Source organism: Pseudomonas sp. S32 (assembly GCF_016648095.1).
GTDB classification, from domain to species: domain Bacteria; phylum Pseudomonadota; class Gammaproteobacteria; order Pseudomonadales; family Pseudomonadaceae; genus Aquipseudomonas; species Aquipseudomonas parafulva.
Genome location: NZ_JACVVF010000047.1, coordinates 22,451 through 38,665 on the forward strand (window position 1 = coordinate 22,451; position 16,215 = coordinate 38,665).

At 64.3% G+C, this 16,215-nt stretch carries 17 protein-coding genes; 8 read left to right on the forward strand and 9 right to left on the reverse strand.

The window, feature by feature from the left end:
- Positions 1 to 23 precede the first annotated feature (23 nt).
- Positions 24 to 890, reverse strand: coding sequence for a universal stress protein (locus tag IAE38_RS19785; protein WP_028632550.1), 867 nt, complete (start codon positions 888 to 890; stop codon positions 24 to 26).
- A gap of 154 nt (positions 891 to 1,044) precedes the next feature.
- On the opposite strand from IAE38_RS19785, the gene IAE38_RS19790 reads away from it, so the two are divergent.
- The gene (locus IAE38_RS19790; RefSeq protein ID WP_028632551.1) at positions 1,045 to 1,662 is read left to right on the forward strand and encodes a tRNA-(ms[2]io[6]A)-hydroxylase; all 618 of its coding nucleotides are present in this window, start codon (positions 1,045 to 1,047) and stop codon (positions 1,660 to 1,662) included.
- Positions 1,663 to 1,684: 22 nt separating this feature from the next.
- Here the strand turns inward: IAE38_RS19790 and IAE38_RS19795 are convergent, their stop codons facing one another.
- Positions 1,685 to 2,005 (reverse strand): DUF883 family protein, encoded by a 321-nt coding sequence (locus IAE38_RS19795; RefSeq protein ID WP_028632552.1) that lies wholly within the window; start codon positions 2,003 to 2,005, stop codon positions 1,685 to 1,687.
- Between the two features lie 121 nt (positions 2,006 to 2,126).
- Between IAE38_RS19795 and IAE38_RS19800 the strand changes: the two genes are divergently transcribed.
- Positions 2,127 to 2,390 (forward strand): hypothetical protein, encoded by a 264-nt coding sequence (locus IAE38_RS19800; RefSeq protein ID WP_028632553.1) that lies wholly within the window; start codon positions 2,127 to 2,129, stop codon positions 2,388 to 2,390.
- Between the two features lie 16 nt (positions 2,391 to 2,406).
- Here IAE38_RS19800 and IAE38_RS19805 read toward each other — a convergent pair whose 3' ends face one another.
- Positions 2,407 to 2,889: an LEA type 2 family protein gene (locus IAE38_RS19805; protein ID WP_201218864.1), complete on the reverse strand. Its 483-nt coding sequence runs from the start codon at positions 2,887 to 2,889 to the stop codon at positions 2,407 to 2,409.
- Between the two features lie 134 nt (positions 2,890 to 3,023).
- Between IAE38_RS19805 and IAE38_RS19810 the strand changes: the two genes are divergently transcribed.
- The 5 genes from IAE38_RS19810 (at position 3,024) to zapE (ending at position 9,602) form a co-directional block, all read left to right on the forward strand.
- A complete protein-coding gene (locus IAE38_RS19810; RefSeq protein ID WP_201218866.1) occupies positions 3,024 to 4,148 on the forward strand; it encodes a sigma-70 family RNA polymerase sigma factor in 1,125 nt (374 codons plus the stop codon).
- Between the two features lie 139 nt (positions 4,149 to 4,287).
- Positions 4,288 to 6,708, forward strand: a complete 2,421-nt coding sequence (locus IAE38_RS19815; protein WP_201218878.1) for a TonB-dependent siderophore receptor — start codon at positions 4,288 to 4,290, stop codon at positions 6,706 to 6,708.
- 234 nt (positions 6,709 to 6,942) lie between these two features.
- The gene (locus IAE38_RS19820) at positions 6,943 to 7,260 is read left to right on the forward strand and encodes a hypothetical protein (RefSeq protein WP_028632557.1); all 318 of its coding nucleotides are present in this window, start codon (positions 6,943 to 6,945) and stop codon (positions 7,258 to 7,260) included.
- Positions 7,261 to 7,295: 35 nt separating this feature from the next.
- Positions 7,296 to 8,447 (forward strand): PQQ-dependent sugar dehydrogenase, encoded by a 1,152-nt coding sequence (locus tag IAE38_RS19825; RefSeq protein WP_201218868.1) that lies wholly within the window; start codon positions 7,296 to 7,298, stop codon positions 8,445 to 8,447.
- A gap of 48 nt (positions 8,448 to 8,495) precedes the next feature.
- Positions 8,496 to 9,602, forward strand: coding sequence for a cell division protein ZapE (zapE, locus tag IAE38_RS19830; RefSeq protein WP_201218870.1), 1,107 nt, complete (start codon positions 8,496 to 8,498; stop codon positions 9,600 to 9,602).
- Between the two features lie 18 nt (positions 9,603 to 9,620).
- Here zapE and IAE38_RS19835 read toward each other — a convergent pair whose 3' ends face one another.
- The 4 genes from IAE38_RS19835 to trhP form a co-directional block, all read right to left on the reverse strand.
- The gene (locus IAE38_RS19835) at positions 9,621 to 10,619 is read right to left on the reverse strand and encodes an alpha/beta fold hydrolase (protein ID WP_201218872.1); all 999 of its coding nucleotides are present in this window, start codon (positions 10,617 to 10,619) and stop codon (positions 9,621 to 9,623) included.
- A 74-nt stretch (positions 10,620 to 10,693) separates the two neighbouring features.
- A complete protein-coding gene (locus IAE38_RS19840) occupies positions 10,694 to 11,131 on the reverse strand; it encodes a YqaA family protein (protein WP_028632561.1) in 438 nt (145 codons plus the stop codon).
- Complete coding sequence (locus IAE38_RS19845; protein WP_028632562.1) at positions 11,131 to 11,559, reverse strand: DUF411 domain-containing protein; 429 nt, start codon at positions 11,557 to 11,559, stop codon at positions 11,131 to 11,133. The genes IAE38_RS19840 and IAE38_RS19845 overlap by 1 nt, the downstream gene beginning before the upstream one ends.
- Before the next feature lie 140 nt (positions 11,560 to 11,699).
- Positions 11,700 to 13,034, reverse strand: coding sequence for a prephenate-dependent tRNA uridine(34) hydroxylase TrhP (gene trhP, locus IAE38_RS19850; protein ID WP_201218874.1), 1,335 nt, complete (start codon positions 13,032 to 13,034; stop codon positions 11,700 to 11,702).
- A 132-nt stretch (positions 13,035 to 13,166) separates the two neighbouring features.
- On the opposite strand from trhP, the gene IAE38_RS19855 reads away from it, so the two are divergent.
- On the forward strand, positions 13,167 to 14,231 hold the full coding sequence (locus IAE38_RS19855) for an AI-2E family transporter (RefSeq protein WP_028632564.1): 1,065 nt from the start codon (positions 13,167 to 13,169) through the stop codon (positions 14,229 to 14,231).
- A gap of 3 nt (positions 14,232 to 14,234) precedes the next feature.
- Here IAE38_RS19855 and phnX read toward each other — a convergent pair whose 3' ends face one another.
- Positions 14,235 to 15,092 (reverse strand): phosphonoacetaldehyde hydrolase, encoded by an 858-nt coding sequence (gene phnX / locus IAE38_RS19860; protein ID WP_201164462.1) that lies wholly within the window; start codon positions 15,090 to 15,092, stop codon positions 14,235 to 14,237.
- Positions 15,093 to 15,123: 31 nt separating this feature from the next.
- Positions 15,124 to 16,212 (reverse strand): 2-aminoethylphosphonate--pyruvate transaminase, encoded by a 1,089-nt coding sequence (locus tag IAE38_RS19865; protein WP_236404217.1) that lies wholly within the window; start codon positions 16,210 to 16,212, stop codon positions 15,124 to 15,126.
- Between the last annotated feature and the right edge of the window lie 3 nt (positions 16,213 to 16,215).

The following is a 16,215-nucleotide window of genomic DNA, read 5'->3' on the forward strand; positions in this document are numbered from 1 at the left end:
CGGAGGCAGCCCACACCGTCCAGTTATGCTGAGCGTGCCAGTTGCGCCAGGTGCGCGCTGGCTTCCTCGCTCTTGAGTACCAGTACATCGCTTTCGAGCGTATCCAGCACCACCTCCGATGTATTGCCGATCAAAGCGCCATTGATGCCCGTGCGGCACACCGTACCAATCACCGTTACTACGGCGTCGAGCTTTTTCTGCACGTGGGGTATCAGCACGTCCGCTGGCCCTTCGGCCACATGCAGACGGTCTTCGCTGATGTCATATTCTGCCTGGAAGGCCTTGCACGCATCCCGGTAGCGCTGCTCGATGGTTTCGCTCAGCTGGAAGGCCGGGTCGGCGGCGGAGAGCATCGGCGACGGATGGGCACTGATGACATGCAGCTCACCCTTTGCCAGCGCCGCAATGTCATAGCCGTGGTCGACAATGGCGGCATGCAGCCGCCGGTGGTGGTCATCCTGGTTGCCGACGTCCACCGCTGCCAGGATCTTGCCCTCGGTCCAGGGCCGCTCGCTTTTCACCATCAGCACCGCGCAGGGGCAATGGCGCAACAGCTTCCAGTCGGTGGGGGTGAGCAGGGCGCGCTTGAGCGGGTTGTCGGGCCGGTGCTCCTTGATCACCAGCTCGCAGCCCTCCGCTTGCTGCACGTGGATGATGGTGTCATGCAGCGTGCCGCGCCAGGCCTCCTCGTGGGTAACGTTGTCGTACCCGTCATCGTGCAGTTGGCTGCTCAGCAGGCTCAGCACCGCGCTGTGTTCGTGACGCTTGTCGCACATCAGCAGGTGCAGGCGCGCGCCCGTGACGCTGGCGATCAGTTTGGCCCGGGTCAAAGCCCGGCTGTGGGCGTGCTCAGGGTCGAGCACGACGAGAATGCTGCGGACGGCTTGCATGGGCGTAGACTCCCTTCGAGATTGGCAACCGGTGCCTGACTATAGTCGGCGCTTGCCCCGCGGGCGCTTGACGTATATCAAGCATAGCCACTGACGCAGGCTGCCGCCGCCGCTATAATCGCCGGCCCTGCCTGTTCTGTGTGGTTGCCCGCTCATGTCCCTGATCCCTGAAATCGACGCCTTTCTCGGCTGCCCCACGCCAGACGCCTGGATCCAGGCGGCGCTGGCCGATCAGGACACGCTGTTGATCGACCACAAGAACTGCGAATTCAAGGCTGCCAGCACGGCCCTCAGCCTGATCGCCAAGTACAACACCCACCTGGACCTGATCAACATGATGTCGCGCCTGGCGCGAGAAGAACTGGTGCATCACGAACAGGTGCTGCGCTTGATGAAACGCCGTGGGGTGCCCTTGCGGCCGGTGTCGGCAGGGCGCTACGCGTCTGGCCTGCGGCGCATGGTGCGGGCCCACGAACCGGTCAAGCTGGTGGATACGCTGGTGGTGGGGGCATTTATCGAAGCGCGCAGCTGTGAGCGCTTCGCGGCCCTGGTGCCGCACCTGGATGACGAGCTGGGCCGCTTTTACCACGGCCTGCTCAAGAGTGAGGCACGCCATTACCAGGGCTACCTGAAGCTGGCGCACCTTTATGGTGATGAGGCGGATATTGCTCGCCGGGTGGAGTTGGTACGCGCCGCAGAAGTGGAACTTATCCAGTCACCCGACCAGGAGCTGCGCTTCCACAGCGGTATCCCCATGGCGCAAGCCGCCTGACGATTGCCAGGCGGCCAGGGGGTCAGTCGCGGCGGCCCAACAACAGGCCAACCACCAGGCCAACGCCTGCCGAAATGGCAACGGTCTGCCACGGGTGCCCACCGATGTAGTCCTGGGTGGCGTCCACCATTGGCTGGGCCTTGTCACGCACGTTGCCGGCCGCTTCGCGGGCCTGGCGCAGTTTCAGGCTCACCTGGGCGCGCAGGGTTTCCGCTTCCTCGCCTACCAGGGCAGCGCTGTCGTTGAGCAGTTTTTCCGATTCTTCGATCAGCGCCTGCAACTCGCTGAATACCTGGTCCTTGATCTGATCGCTGTCGGCTGCAGCGGCATTTTTACGGGCCATGCCATGCTCCTCGTCTATGGGTTGTTAGAACAATGGATACTCGTGCGCCGTAAAAGTTGCTTCCAATCGCTATTGGCGCGTTGGTGTAAGATAGCCGCCATTTACAGCTAGCAGGTGATCCATGAGTTTCAACCTCGCCAACATGAGCTTCGAGGAACGGGCCCAGATCGAGGCCGAGAAGGCGCGGCTGTTCGAAATGTGGCAGGCCAACCTGGGCAAGGCCAAGGGTGAAGCGGCGCGCCTGATCGCCGAGAAGCCCAGGCGCAAGGGCAAGTGGGCAGAGTGGGTGCGCAACGAGCTCGACAACATGACCCCGCCCGAGTACGGCAACATGGTCCGCAGCGAAGTCAACAAGCTGATGGCCGCAGCCAACGCCGGCCGCTAAGCCGGCATACGGGTACCTACCAGTCGGTGCCCTTGGGCAGGTCCAGCTTGCCTTCATCGGTGAAGCGTACGGTGCCCAGCGGCCCGCCGGCCAGCTTGCCGCGCAGCTTGTACGGCAGCCCTTGCAGCCCGTCGAGCTTGCCCAGGCCATAGGCCTGGCGCAGGAATGAAAACGCAGTAATGCTCACCGGTACCTCGATCACGGCTTCGCCATAACGCCCGATCTGCCCGTGCTGGTCGCTGACACCTGCGGCCAGCGGTTGGCCGTTCACTTCCAGGTTGAGGGCAACGCCGTTGTAGTCGATGGGTGTTTCGTTGGGGTTTTGCACCCGCATTTTCACGGCCATGCGCAGTTCCAGGTCTTGCCCGGGCAAAGGGTCTATGCCGATCACGCTGACATTTACCGGCTCGCGCGGCTGCAGCAGGGCGCAGGCGCCAAGGGCGGTGACCATTACCAGTACCATGAACGAGCGGGTTGTACGGTAGAAGCGGGCTGTCATGAGGTGCAAACCTTGCCTGGGGAGTGCAGGCAGTGTGGCAAATGCGCGTCGGCGTTGAAAGTGACAGCGTAGATGAAAGATACTGTTTCTCATTAACGCCCGATAATTCCTCCTAACGTGCAGTGGCCGAACCCATGCTGACCTCCCCCGCGCCGGGCTTGCTGGCGAGCTTCCAGGAGCACTATGACGACCTGCTGCGGTTTCTGACCCGGCGCATGAGCGACCGCCAGCGTGCTGCGGATGTGGCTCAGGAAACCTACCTGAAGCTGGTTAAAATCGACGCCCAGGCGGTTCCGGTGTTGCATGCGCGCAGCTTCATCTTTCGGGTGGCGGGCAACCTGGCGATCGATGCCTTGCGGCGGGAGCGGCGGATCGCAGCGTGCCACGATGAAGGTGAGGGCGTTGTGGACGTGGCCTGCCAGGCACCCCCGCCGGAAGCGGCGTTGCTGGCCCATGAACGCTTGCAGATTCTTGACCAGGCGCTGTTGCAACTGCCGGCCAACGCGCGTCAGGCACTGCTGTTGAACCGGGTGGAAGGGCTGACGCAAAGGCAGGTAGCCCAGCGTCTGGGGGTGTCCGAAAGCATGGTGGCCAAGTACATCGGGCATGCCCTGCGCCACTGTCGGGGCTGGTTGAAGCAGGCCGGCGTGGCTGCATCCGTGGCCGCGCTGGTGACAGCGCTGGTGGTTTGGCAGCAGGCGCCCGCGCTGCTGGCCGACTACCACACGGGCGTAGGTGAGCGCCGGGTCATCACCTTGGCCGATGGCACGCGGGTAACATTGAACAGCGCCAGCGCCCTTGACGTGGCCTTTGACGAGCACGAGCGGCGCGTGGTGCTGGTGGCAGGCGAGGCGCTGTTCGAGACTGCGCCCGGGTCGCGGCCTTTCGTGGTCGAAACGGCGACGCAGCCGGTGCGCGGCGACGCCGCACGCTTCAGTGTGCGCCGCGATGGCGGTGTGGTCCTGGCACAAGGCACGGCACAGGTCGGGGGGCAGCCTGTGGCAGTCGCCAGTGATGCCAGCACGCAAATGGCTTGGCAACGGGGCAAGCTGATCTTCAATGGCAGGCCGCTGGGCCAGGTGCTGGAAGAGCTGGAGCGTTACCGCCATGGCCGCATCGTGCTTTCCAACAACCAGTTGGCGGCCATGGAGGTCAGCGGGGTGTTCGACCTCGATGACCCTCAGGCGTTGCTGCGCACCCTGGAACAGCGCTACGGCCTGACAGTCACCTACCTGCCATGGTTGGCGGTAGTGCGTTAAGCCGCCTGTGCGGGCTAACTGAACAATACTTTCAATGGGGACTGCAAGTTCTTCCAGGCCAGATCGTCGTAGTGGGACTGATCAGCAACCTCTTCCCATTGACGACTTGCCTGGAAGCTCAATCGTGCATTTGAAGCCCATGCCCATCAACCGCCGCGGCGGTTACCTCCATCATGCCCTGATGTCCTGCAGCGCTGTGGCTTTGCTGGTCGGCCCGCTGCAGCCACAGGCTGCCAGCGCTGCGCAGCCTGCGCCCCTGCAGGCCACACAGGTGCAGCTGAACGTACCCGCCCAGCCCCTGGACCAGGCCCTGACGGCCTTTGCCGACCAAGCGGGCGTGCACCTGCTGTACACCACGGCCGACGTCGCTGGCCGTACTGGTACCGCCCTGCAGGGGCAGTACGGTGTGGAGCAGGCGCTGCAAGTGCTGCTGGCAGGCAGTGGCCTGCGCTGGCAGTTCACCGATGCCGGCACCATCACCTTGCGCAAGGCTGATGCCCCGCCGCAGGCTGTGAGCCTCAAGCCCATCGAGGTCAGCGTGGCGTCGCGCACCAGCACCGCCATCGCCGAAATCCCAGGTACCGTCTGGGTGGTTGACCAGCAGCAGCTGCGCGAGCAGATCGACAGTGGCGTAAGCCTCAAGGAGGCCATCGGCAAGCTGGTCCCCGGCCTGGACCTGGCCCCGGAAGGGCGGACCAACTACGGCCAGAACATGCGCGGGCGCAACGTGCTGGTGATGATCGATGGGGTCAGCCAGAACAGCTCCCGTGGGCTGTCGCGCCAGTTCGACAGCATTTCGCCCTTCAACGTCCAGCGTGTGGAAGTGCTGTCCGGCGCCAGCGCCATCTACGGGGGCGGCGCCACCGGCGGCATCATCAACATCGTGACCAAGAAGGGCGAGCCCGGGCCGGCGCGCTTCGAAACCCAGCTTGGCGCCAGCAGCGGTTTCAACAACAGCGACGACCTCGCCACCCGCTTCGCCCAGTCGGTCAGCGGCGGCAACGACCGCTACAACGCACGGCTGGGTGTGTCCGGGGAGCAGAACGAAGCGTTCTACGACGGTGCGGGCGACCAGATTTTCATCGACAACACCCAGACCGACCTGCAGTACAACCGCACCCTGGACCTGCTGGGTACCGTGGGTATGCAGTTCAACGACCAGCAAAGCCTGGACCTGCTGGCGCAGTACTACGATTCGGGCAACCACGGCAGCACCGGCATCTGGTTCCCCAACCTCAAGTACAACGCACCGTCGGACCTGGAGGACGCCGAACTGCGCAGCGGCTATTCGTCAGAGCTCAACCCGCGCACCCGGCGCCTGTTGCTCAACGCCAACTACCACCACAGCGACGTGCTGGGCCAGGACTTCTACCTGCAAGCGTCCTACCGCAAGGAAGCCGACAATTTCTACCCGTTCCCTTACTACAACCGCGGTGCGCCGACCGGTTCACGTGGGGTGTATTTTGCCGGGTCACAGCAGAACTTCGAGGTCACCAGCCTGAAGGGGCTGTTCGCCAAACAGTGGGACACGTTGAAACTCACCTATGGCGTGGACGTTGACCGCGAGCGGTTCAACGCCGACCAGACCACATTTGACGCCCGCACCTCGTCCGCCACCGGTGGCCTGGACCTGGACAAGGCCGGCAAGGCGGCACGCTACCCCAGCTACCGGGTGGACGGCGTGTCGTTCTACGGGCAGCTGGACTGGCATGCCACAGACAACCTCACGTTCTCCGGCGGCGCGCGGCGTCAGCAGATGGACGTGGATGTAGGCGACTTCAAGGGGGTGCCGGGGGGCAGTAACGATTACCAGGTCAACCTGTACAACCTCGGGGCCATCTACGACTTCAAGAACGGCCACCAGCTGTGGACCAACTACGGCGAGGGTTTCGACCTGCCGGACCCGGCCAAGTATTACGGCAAGCCTGGCCTGAGCGTGGGTGACAACCCCCTGGCAGGTATCAAGAGCCGCCAGGTGGAGCTGGGCTGGCGCTACGCGGACCTGCAATGGGATGCGCAGGCGGCGCTGTACTACATCTGGTCGGACAAGATCATCAACGTCGATTCGCAAACGCTGACCATTGACGTGGAGGCCCAGAAGAGCCGTGATTTTGGTTTCGAGGGCGCGCTTACCCGTCATTTCCAGAGCGGCTGGGAGGCGGGTGGCACCTTGCACCTGACCCGTTCCGAAGAAGAGGCGGCCGGTGGCGGCTGGATCAAGCGTGACGCTCGCTATGCCTCGCTGTCCAAGGCCACGGCGTTCGTCGGCTGGAAAGACGATGGCCGCAGCGCACGGCTGCAGGCCAACCGGGCGTTCAGCCTGAAGGACGATGCCGGGCACACGATCGACGGCTACACCACCTTCGACCTGCTGGGCAGCCAGGACACAGGCTTTGGCACATTCAGCGCCGGTATTCAGAACCTGCTGAACAAACAGTACAGCACGGTGTGGGGGCAGCGGGCTGCGTTGTTCTATTCGCCTACCTACGGGCCGGCATACCTGTATGACTACCAGGGGCGCGGGCGGACGTACACCTTGACCTGGAGCCTGGCGTACTAAGCACCCACCTTCGCGGTGCCTTGCAACCTGGCGCCCGCTCCGAGCCGGCGCCCGTTCCTGCTTTCGTAGGAGCGAGCGCCAGCTCGCGATGCGCCGCAAAAGCGGCGCCCGCCAGAACCAACCCCCAGAAACATCAGGAATCATCTCCGCCCGCATTCAGCCTTTTGACCCGAACCCTTTGCGCCGTAGGCTATCAAACCCCCAGGCGCAGCGTTTTCGTACAGGAGGTGGAGCATGAAACCCCAATTTGCCATGCTATTGCTGGGTGCAGCCCTTTGCCTGCCGGTGCAGGCAGCCCCACAACCCGGGCTGCAGCCTGTCGCAGGCAGCAACAACCCCTACAACAGCCCCATCCAGCGCGCCAACCCCAACAGCCGCCAGGGCAGCGTTCCGGCAACGCCTGCGGTACGTGGCCCTTCCACGCAGCCCACACCACGCCCGCCCACACTGGACAACCGCGGGATCGGTAACGGCGACAACCTGCGCCGCCAGCAGCAAGCCCCCAACCTCGAACCTACGCGGCCCCCGCGCGACAACCCGCGCGCGCCTTGAGCCCTATACCAAGCACTTGCCCTAAGGAACCCCGCATGTCCCGAGCAACCTGGCTAGTCACCCTCACCGCCGCTGCACTGTCTCCGCTGCTGGCCCACGCCGCCGCGCAGCAGACGTTCAAAAGTGAAGAAGGCACGCTGACCGTAGACACCGTCGCCGATGGCCTGCGCAACCCGTGGGCGCTGGCATTTTTGCCGGGCGGCAAGGACCTGTTGGTGACCGAGCGCATGGGCAACCTGCGGGTCATCAGCGCCGAAGGCAAGGTGGGGCCGGCGATCAGCGGGGTACCGAAGGTCTGGACCGAGGGCCAGGGTGGCCTGCTGGATGTGGTGCTGTCACCCACGTTCGCCAAGGACCGCACCCTGTACCTGTCGTACGCCGAACAAGGCGATGACGGCAAGGGGGGTACGGCGGTGGGCCGTGGGCAACTGTCCGAGGACCGCGCCCGCCTGGAAAATTTCACTGTTATCTTCCGCCAGCAGCCGAAGCTGTCCGAGGGCAACCACTTTGGCTCGCGCCTGGTGTTCGACCGCGACGGTTATCTGTTCATTGCCCTGGGCGAAAACAACCAGCGCCCCACCGCCCAGGACCTGGACAAGCTGCAAGGCAAGATTGTGCGCATTTTGCCGGACGGCGAGGTGCCGAAGGACAACCCCTTTGTTGGCCAGAAAAACGTGCGCCCCGAGATCTGGTCCTATGGCCACCGCAACCAGCAGGGCGCAGCCCTGAACCCGTGGACGGGCAAGCTGTGGACTAACGAACACGGCCCGCGTGGGGGGGATGAAATCAATATTCCTGCGGCGGGCAAGAACTACGGCTGGCCGATCGCGACCCACGGCATCAACTATTCGATGCTGCCGATTCCGGAAGCCAAGGGCAAACATGTGGACGGCATGGTCGACCCCCACCATGTGTGGGAGAAATCCCCGGGCGTCAGTGGCATGGCGTTCTACGACAGCCCCGTGTTCACCGCCTGGGACCACAACCTGTTCATTGGCGCCCTGGCCACCGAGGAGCTGATCCGCCTCCAGCTGGACGGGGACAAGGTGGTACACGAAGAGCGTTTGCTGGGCGACCTGGAGGCGCGCATCCGTGACGTGCGCGTTGGCCCGGACGGCTACCTGTATGTGCTGACCGACGCCAAGGACGGTGCGCTGTTGAAAGTGGGGCTGGCCCGCGACAATTGACCCGTTGGCGTTGGCCGGCATCGGGCACGCGGGCGTGTACAATGCGCCATGGCCAACGACCCTCAAACCCTTTACCAGCAAGCCCTGAGCACCCAGGGCTTTGTTGCCGACCCCGCCCAGGCCCGCGCCGTCCAGGCCCTGCAGGCCTGCTTTGAGATGATCGAACGCGGCCGCGTTCCCGATGGGCTGTACCTGTGGGGGCCGGTGGGGCGTGGCAAGACCTGGCTGATGGACCAGTTTCACCGCTGCCTGCAGGTGCCCAGCCGGCGCCAGCACTTTCACCACTTCATGGCCTGGGTGCACCAGCGCCTGTTCCAGCTCAACGGCACCCCAGACCCTCTGCTCGCGCTGGCGGCCGAGCTGGCCGGCGATATCCGCGTGCTGTGCTTCGATGAATTGTTCGTCAATGACATTGCCGATGCGATCATCTTGGGGCGTTTGTTCCAGGTGTTGTTCGACCGCGGCGTGGTGATTATCGCTACCTCCAACCAGCCGCCCGACCAGCTCTACCGAGACGGTTTCAACCGCGAGCGGTTCTTGCCGGCCATCAAGGCAATCGAGCGGCACATGCACGTGTTGCCGGTGTCGGGCGAGCAGGATCACCGCTTGCATCCGGGGGCGCAGCGGCAGCGCTATTGGGTGGTGCCTGCCGGGCAGGTCAGCCAGTTTGCGGTCCTGTTCAGCCAGCTCAGCCCGGGCGACCCCGGTACCGATCAACCTTTGGCCATGGGCAGCAGGCAGTTGCAGGTGCTGCGTCGCAGCCAGCACGTGATCTGGTGCCCATTTGCCAACCTGTGCGAACAGCCGTTCGCGACCGGCGAGTTCATGGCCCTGTGCGATGGGTTCACGGCCATTTTGCTCTCGGGTATTCCCGCCCTGGGTGGGCAGCAGCAGGCCGGCCGTATTGCCCGCGGTACCGAAGACGGTGCTGCGCGGGTAGCGGCGGGTGAGCGGGAGTTGCCGGCGCTGTCGCCCAAGGACGATGCGGTGCGCCGCTTCATAGCCCTGGTCGACGAATGCTACGACCGCCGAGTGGCCCTGTACCTGGAGGCACAGGTGCCGCTCGACCAGTTGTACACCGAGGGCTACCTGGCGTTCCCGTACCAGCGTACCCTCAGCCGGCTGAAGGAAATGCAGCTGCAACGTTTCGCCTGACGACGCCAGGCGGGGTGTTCAGCGCCCCAGCCAGTCGATCAGGGTGCGGTTGAAGCGGACAGGTTCCTCGATCTGAGGTGCATGCCCCATGCCTTCGAAGGTGATCAGCTCCCCTTGGGGAATCAGCTTGGCGACCTGCGGGCCGAGCACGTCGTACTTGCCCAGCTTCGCCTTCACGTCCGCTGGCGCGATATCGCTGCCTATGGCCGTGGTGTCCTTGTCACCGATCAGCAGCAGCGTCGGCATCTGCAGGTGCTTGAACTCGTGATACACCGGCTGGGTGAAGATCATGTCGTAGATCAGCGCCGAGTTCCATGCCACCGCTTCATGCCCGGGCCCCTGGTTGAGCCCCACCAGCATTTGCACCCAGCGCTCGTACTGCGGCTTCCAGCGCCCGGCATAGTAGGTCTTGCGCTCATAGTCGCGCACGCCTGCTGCGTCCAGCTTGAGTTCGCGGGCATACCACTGGTCTACCGTGCGATAAGGCACCCCCAGGGCTTTCCAGTCTTCGAGGCCGATGGGGTTGACCATGGCCAGGCGTGTGACCTGCTGTGGGTACATCAGCGCGTAGCGGGTGGCGAGCATGCCGCCGGTGGAGTGGCCAAGCACGGCGCTCTGCTGGATGCCGAGGTGCTGCAGCAATGCATGGGTGTTGTCGGCCAGTTGCTGGAAGCTGTACTGGTAGTGCGCGGGCTTGCTGGAGGTACAGAAGCCGACCTGGTCGGGCGCGATCACCCGGTAGCCTGCCTTGCTCAGGGCATCGATGGTGGTTTCCCAGGTGGCGGCGCAGAAGTTCTTGCCGTGCATCAGCACGACGCTGAGGCCATTGGCCTGGCCTTGCGCGGGTACGTCCATGTACCCCATCTGCAGCACCTGGCGCTGGGATTCGAATTCAAAGTGCTTGAGCGGGTGAGGGTAGGTGAACCCTTCGAGCTGGGCACCGTAGGTGGGCGATTCAGCGGCAATGGCCGAACTGCCGGCCAGGCAGGTCAGGGCCAGGGCGGTTGCGCGCAGCATGTGGCACTCCATGTCAGATCACGTAGGAAACGGCGACTGTACCAGCCGTTGGACACGGCGTAGTCGAGAAGGTGTTACCAAGCGTGAAACCAGCCCAGGGTGAGCATGACCAGCACGGCGTAGCGGCCGGCCTTGGCCAGTGTGACCAGCAGCAGGAAGCGCCACAGCGGTTCACCCATGATCCCGGCAATCAATGTGAGCGGGTCGCCGATCACCGGCACCCAGCTGAGCAGCAACGACCAGGGCCCCCAACGCTGGTAGCGGCGCTGCGCACGCGCCAATTGCGCGGGGCTGAAGGGGAACCAGCGCTTGTCGCGCAGGCGCTCGATGGCGCGCCCCAGCAGCCAGTTCACCACCGAACCCAACACATTGCCCAAGGTGGCGACCAGCAGCAGGGTTACCCAGGCTTCGGGCTGGCGCAGCAGCAAGCCGACCAGCACGGCCTCCGACTGCAGCGGCAGCAGGGTGGCGGCGCCAAAGGCGCTGAGAAACAGCGCCCACAGGCTGAACATCAGTAGCGGGCGACCACGGTGTCCTCGCCTTGCTGGGTGACCCCGATCACCTCATAGGCGTCCTTGCGCTCACCCATTTCCATGCCGGGTGACCCGACAGGCATGCCCGGCACTGCAACCCCCTTGAGGTCACTGCGCCCGGCCAGCAGGCGCACCTGCTCGGCGGGCACATGGCCTTCGACGAACTTGCCGTTGATCACGCCGGTGTGGCACGAGGCCAGGCGTGGCGCCACACCGAGGCGCTGTTTCACTGCGCTCATGTTCGGTTCAACGTGGTCATTCACGGTGAAGCCGTTTTCCTGCAGGTGGCTGATCCAGGCCTTGCAGCAGCCACAGTTCGGGTCGCGGTAGACATCGACGGTGTCGGCGGCCTGGGCGATGCCGGAGGCGGCCAGCAGGCCCAGCGTGAGCAGGTGTTTGCGCAGCATGATCAAAGCTCCTTGAGTGATGCGGGCGAAATACCGCCGACCGGGCCGGCAGCATAGCGCAGGCGCGGTGGCGGGGCAGCTTGCGATGCATGTTCGCCCGCAGCGCCTGTCAGCCTGCTGACGCATTCATTACAGCTTTGTCAGCTGGCAGCTTCGTCATCGGCAAGGTCCCGCATCAGCAGGCCGTGCTCGATCGCGACCTGTTCCGGAATCGGCAGGTACACCACGTGGCCGTCACCCGGCGCCACTGCAATGGCCTGCTGCTGGCGATTGCACAGCTGGTGCAGGTCGAAGTGATAGTTGCCGCGCGGCGTCATCAGCTCCAGATGATCACCCACGGCAAAGCGGTTCTTGACCTTGACTTCGGCCAGGCCGTCGATGCGCTGCCCGGTCAGCTCGCCCACGAACTGCTGGCGGTCGGACACCGAGTTGCCGCGCTGGTAGTTCTGGTATTCATCGTGCACGTGGCGGCGCAGGAAGCCCTCGGTGTAACCGCGCTGCGCCAGCGATTCAAGGTTTCCCATCAACGCGCGGTCGAAGGGGCGCCCGTTCACGGCGTCATCAATGGCCTTGCGGTAGGACTGCACCGCACGGGCGCAGTAGAAGTGCGACTTGGTGCGGCCCTCGATCTTCAGCGAGTGCACGCCCATGCCGGCTAGGCGCTCGACATGCTGGATGGCACGCAGGTCCTTGGCGTTCATGATGTAGGTGCCATGCTCGTCTTCGAACGCTGGCATTTCGGTGCCCGGGCGGTTGCTCTCCTGCAGCAGGAACACCTGGTCGGTGGGCGCGCCCAGGCCCAGCGTGGGCTGCACCTCGCGCACGATGTCGCCGGTCGCGTTTTCGCTGGCGGGTTTCACGTCGTACTGCCAGCGGCAGGCGTTGGTGCAGGTGCCCTGGTTGGCATCGCGCTTGTTCAGGTAGCCAGACAGCAGGCACCGGCCGGAATAGGCCATGCACAGGGCGCCATGCACGAACACCTCCAGCTCCATGTCGGGCACCTGCTGGCGGATCTCGGCGATTTCTTCGAGCGAGAGCTCCCGCGAGAGGATCACCCGGGTAAGCCCCAGCGACTGCCAGAACTGCACGCTGGCCCAGTTGACGGTGTTGGCCTGCACCGACAGGTGCACCGGCATGTGCGGGAAATGCTGGCGCACCAGCATGATCAAGCCGGGGTCGGACATGATCAGTGCATCGGGGGCCATGGCAATCACCGGCGCCAGGTCCTTGAGGAAGGTCTTGAGCTTGGCGTTGTGCGGGGCGATGTTGACCACGACGTAGAAGCGCTTGCCCAAGTCATGGGCCTCCTGGATGCCCAGGGCGAGGTTGGCGTGGTCGAATTCGTTGTTGCGCACCCGCAAGCTGTAGCGTGGCTGGCCCGCGTAGACCGCGTCGGCGCCGTAGGCGAACGCATAGCGCATGGTCTTGAGGGTACCGGCTGGGGCCAGCAGTTCGGGCTTGGCAGTGGGGGTCATGGGCGCACCGGGTAAAGGGCGCGGATGCTAGCGCCTGGCACGGGGTAGGTTATTGATCTGAATCAAGTGAACAACGGCACTTTTGGCGGTGCCGCGCGCACTAATATGCCAGTAACCCTCCGAGGACCGGAAATGAACGAAACCGCTTTGCAGAACAAAGCCCTGGCAGTGCTCCTGGCGCTGGTGACCATCGCCTTCGTGTGGATCTTGCTGCCCTATTACGGCGCCATCTTCTGGGCGGTGATTCTCGGCATCCTGTTTGCGCCTTTGCAGCGCAACCTGTTGATCCGCTTTGGGCGACGGCGCAACGTGGCCGCAGGCGTGACCACGCTGATCTGCCTGCTGGTGGCGGTACTGCCGGTTATCGTCACCAGCGGCCTGCTGGTGCAGGAAGGCGCGTCGCTGTACCAGCGTATCCAGAGCGGGCAGCTGGACATTGCCGGGTACGTGGCGCGGGGCAAGGAGATGCTGCCGGCCTTCGCCCAGACGGGCCTGGACAACATGGGCATGGGCAACCTGGGGGCCCTGCGCGACAAGATCACCACCTGGGCCTCGGAGGGCAGCCAGATTCTCGCCAGCCAGGCGTTCAGCTTCGGCCAGGGCACGTTCGATTTCGTGGTCGGCTTTGGCATCATGATGTACCTGCTGTTCTTCTTCCTGCGCGAAGGCGCCGAGGTGGCCCGGCGCGTACGCATGGCGGTGCCGCTGCCTGAGCACCAGAAGCGCCGCCTGCAACTGAAGTTCAAGCGTGTGGTGCGTGCCACGGTCAAGGGCAACGTACTGGTAGCGATCACTCAGGGCGCGCTGGGGGGCTTCATTTTCTGGGTACTGGGTATTCCCAGTGCGCTGGTGTGGGCGGTGATGATGGCGTTCCTGTCGTTGCTGCCTGCCGTGGGCGCGGGCATCGTCTGGGGCCCGGTGGCGATCTACTTCCTGATGACCGGTGCGATCCTTCAGGGGGTGATATTGACCGCCTTCGGCGTATTGGTGATCGGCCTGGTGGACAACCTGTTGCGGCCGATTCTGGTTGGCAAGGACACGCGCATGCCAGACTACCTGATACTGGTTTCTACCCTGGGTGGGCTGTCGGTGTTCGGGCTCAACGGCTTCGTGATCGGGCCATTGATCGCGGCGCTGTTCATCTCCAGCTGGGCGATTTTCGTGTCCAACAAGCCGCAGGTGCAGTTGCCCCAGTAGCCTTCACCCCAGGCTGCCGAGCAGGGCATTGGCCTGCGCCGTCTGGGGCATTTCGCCGGCAGCCAGGCGGCGGTTGATGTCATTCACCACGGCCGGCAGCCCGTTGAGCGTATCGACCAGGTAGTGGGGTTGCGCCCCTTCGAACAGGGCCGCGATGCGCATGCGCTGGTGCTGCAGTTGTTCGCCGGTCAGTGCCTGGTAGCCCTCCCAGGTCAGGCCCAGGGCGTTGCCTGAGCACATCAGGGCGACGGTCCACATGCCGGCACGCCGCCCCTCCAGAATACCCGGCAGCGTGTCGTCGACCTTGACGCACGCTGCAACGTCCTCGATGCCCAGCGCGATCACGTTGGCCAGCGCCTGGGCCGGCCAGGGGCGGCCGTTGGGTGTTTCATCCGTGGCTACCACGTGGTCGGCCACGTAACCGCTGTTGGCAGCCAGCGCGACCACCCTGTCCATCACGCGCTTGGGGTAGCCAGAGCATGAGCCGATTTTGAGGCCGTTCGCGCGCAGGCGCTTTAGCGTGTGCAGTGCGCCGGGAACCAACGCCGAGTGCAGTGCGATCTTGTCGATCTGCAGGGGCATGAAGCGTTGGTAGATGGCCGTGACGTCTTCATCAGTAGGCAGCCGGCCAAAGGCCTGGTGATACCGTGAGGCGATGGTTGGCACATTGCACAACGTGCGGATGTGGTCCCATTTGCCCATGCCCATCGGGCCGCGGGCTTCTTCGAGGGTAAGGCTGACGCCGAATTCGGCGAAGGCCTCGACGAAAATCTGGGTAGGTGCAAAAGAACCGAAGTCGACTACCGTGCCGGCCCAGTCGAGGATGGCGGCTTGTAATTGCGCAGGGTTGCTGTAGTTCATGGGTGCTGGTTCCAGATAGTCGATGGGGGGGTCAGATGTGCCGGATGTGCAGGTCGCGAAGTACCTCTGCCACGGCGTTCACTGCTGCCTGCATGCGGTCCCGCGCTACCGCGCCGATGCAGCCGACGCGGAAGGTGTCCACCTCGGTCAGCTTGCCTGGGTAGAGAATGAAGCCCTTGGCCTTGACCCCTTCGTAGAAGTCCTTGAAGCGATAGCGGGCATCGCGCGGCGCATGGAAGGTGACGATGATCGGTGCCTGGACTTCGGCTGGCAAAAAGCGGCGTAGCCCCAGCTCAGCCATGCCTTGCAGCAGGCATTCGCAGTTTTCGGCGTAGCGGCGCGCCCGTGCGGGCAGGCCGCCTTGCTCGGCATATTGCTGCAGGGCTTCGTGCAGGGCAGCTACCACGTGGGTGGGCGGTGTGAAGCGCCATTGGCCGGTGCTGGCCATGTAGGCCTGCTGGTCGCAGAGGTCCAGCGCCAGCGAGTGGGCATTGCCTGCCGCCGCCGCCAGGGCGTGCTTCTGGGCGAGCACGAACGCCATGCCGGGCACCCCCTCCAGGCATTTTCCCGAGGCGGCGATCAGCGCTTCGAAGGGTGTGCTGCTGGCGTCTATCGGGATGGCGCCGAACGAGCTCATGGCATCGATGATCAGGCGCTTGCCATGCCTGCTCACCACCTGTGCGATCAGCTCCAGCGGGTTGCGGATGCCGGTGCTGGTTTCGCAGTGAACCAGAACCACATGGGTGACATCGGCGTGCTCAGTGAGCAGCCGATCGACCTGCGCGGCGCTCACAGCCTGGTCTTCGGCGGTTTCGAACGGCAGGCAGGTGCGCCCGAGTACCCGGCAGATGTTGGCGATGCGGCGGCCGTAGGCGCCATTGATCAGCACCAGCACCTTACCTGCGCGGGGTACCAGGGTACCGATGGCCGCTTCTACCGCGAACGTGCCGCTGCCTTGCAGCGGTACGCAGTGATGGGTGGCGTTGGCGCTGGCGATGGCCAACAGTTGTTCGCAAACGCGGTGGGTAATGCGGTTGAAATCCTCGTCCCAGGAGCCCCAGTCCACCAGCATGGCCTGGCGGGTGCGCAGGGAAGTGGTGAGGGGGCCGGGTGTCAACAGGGT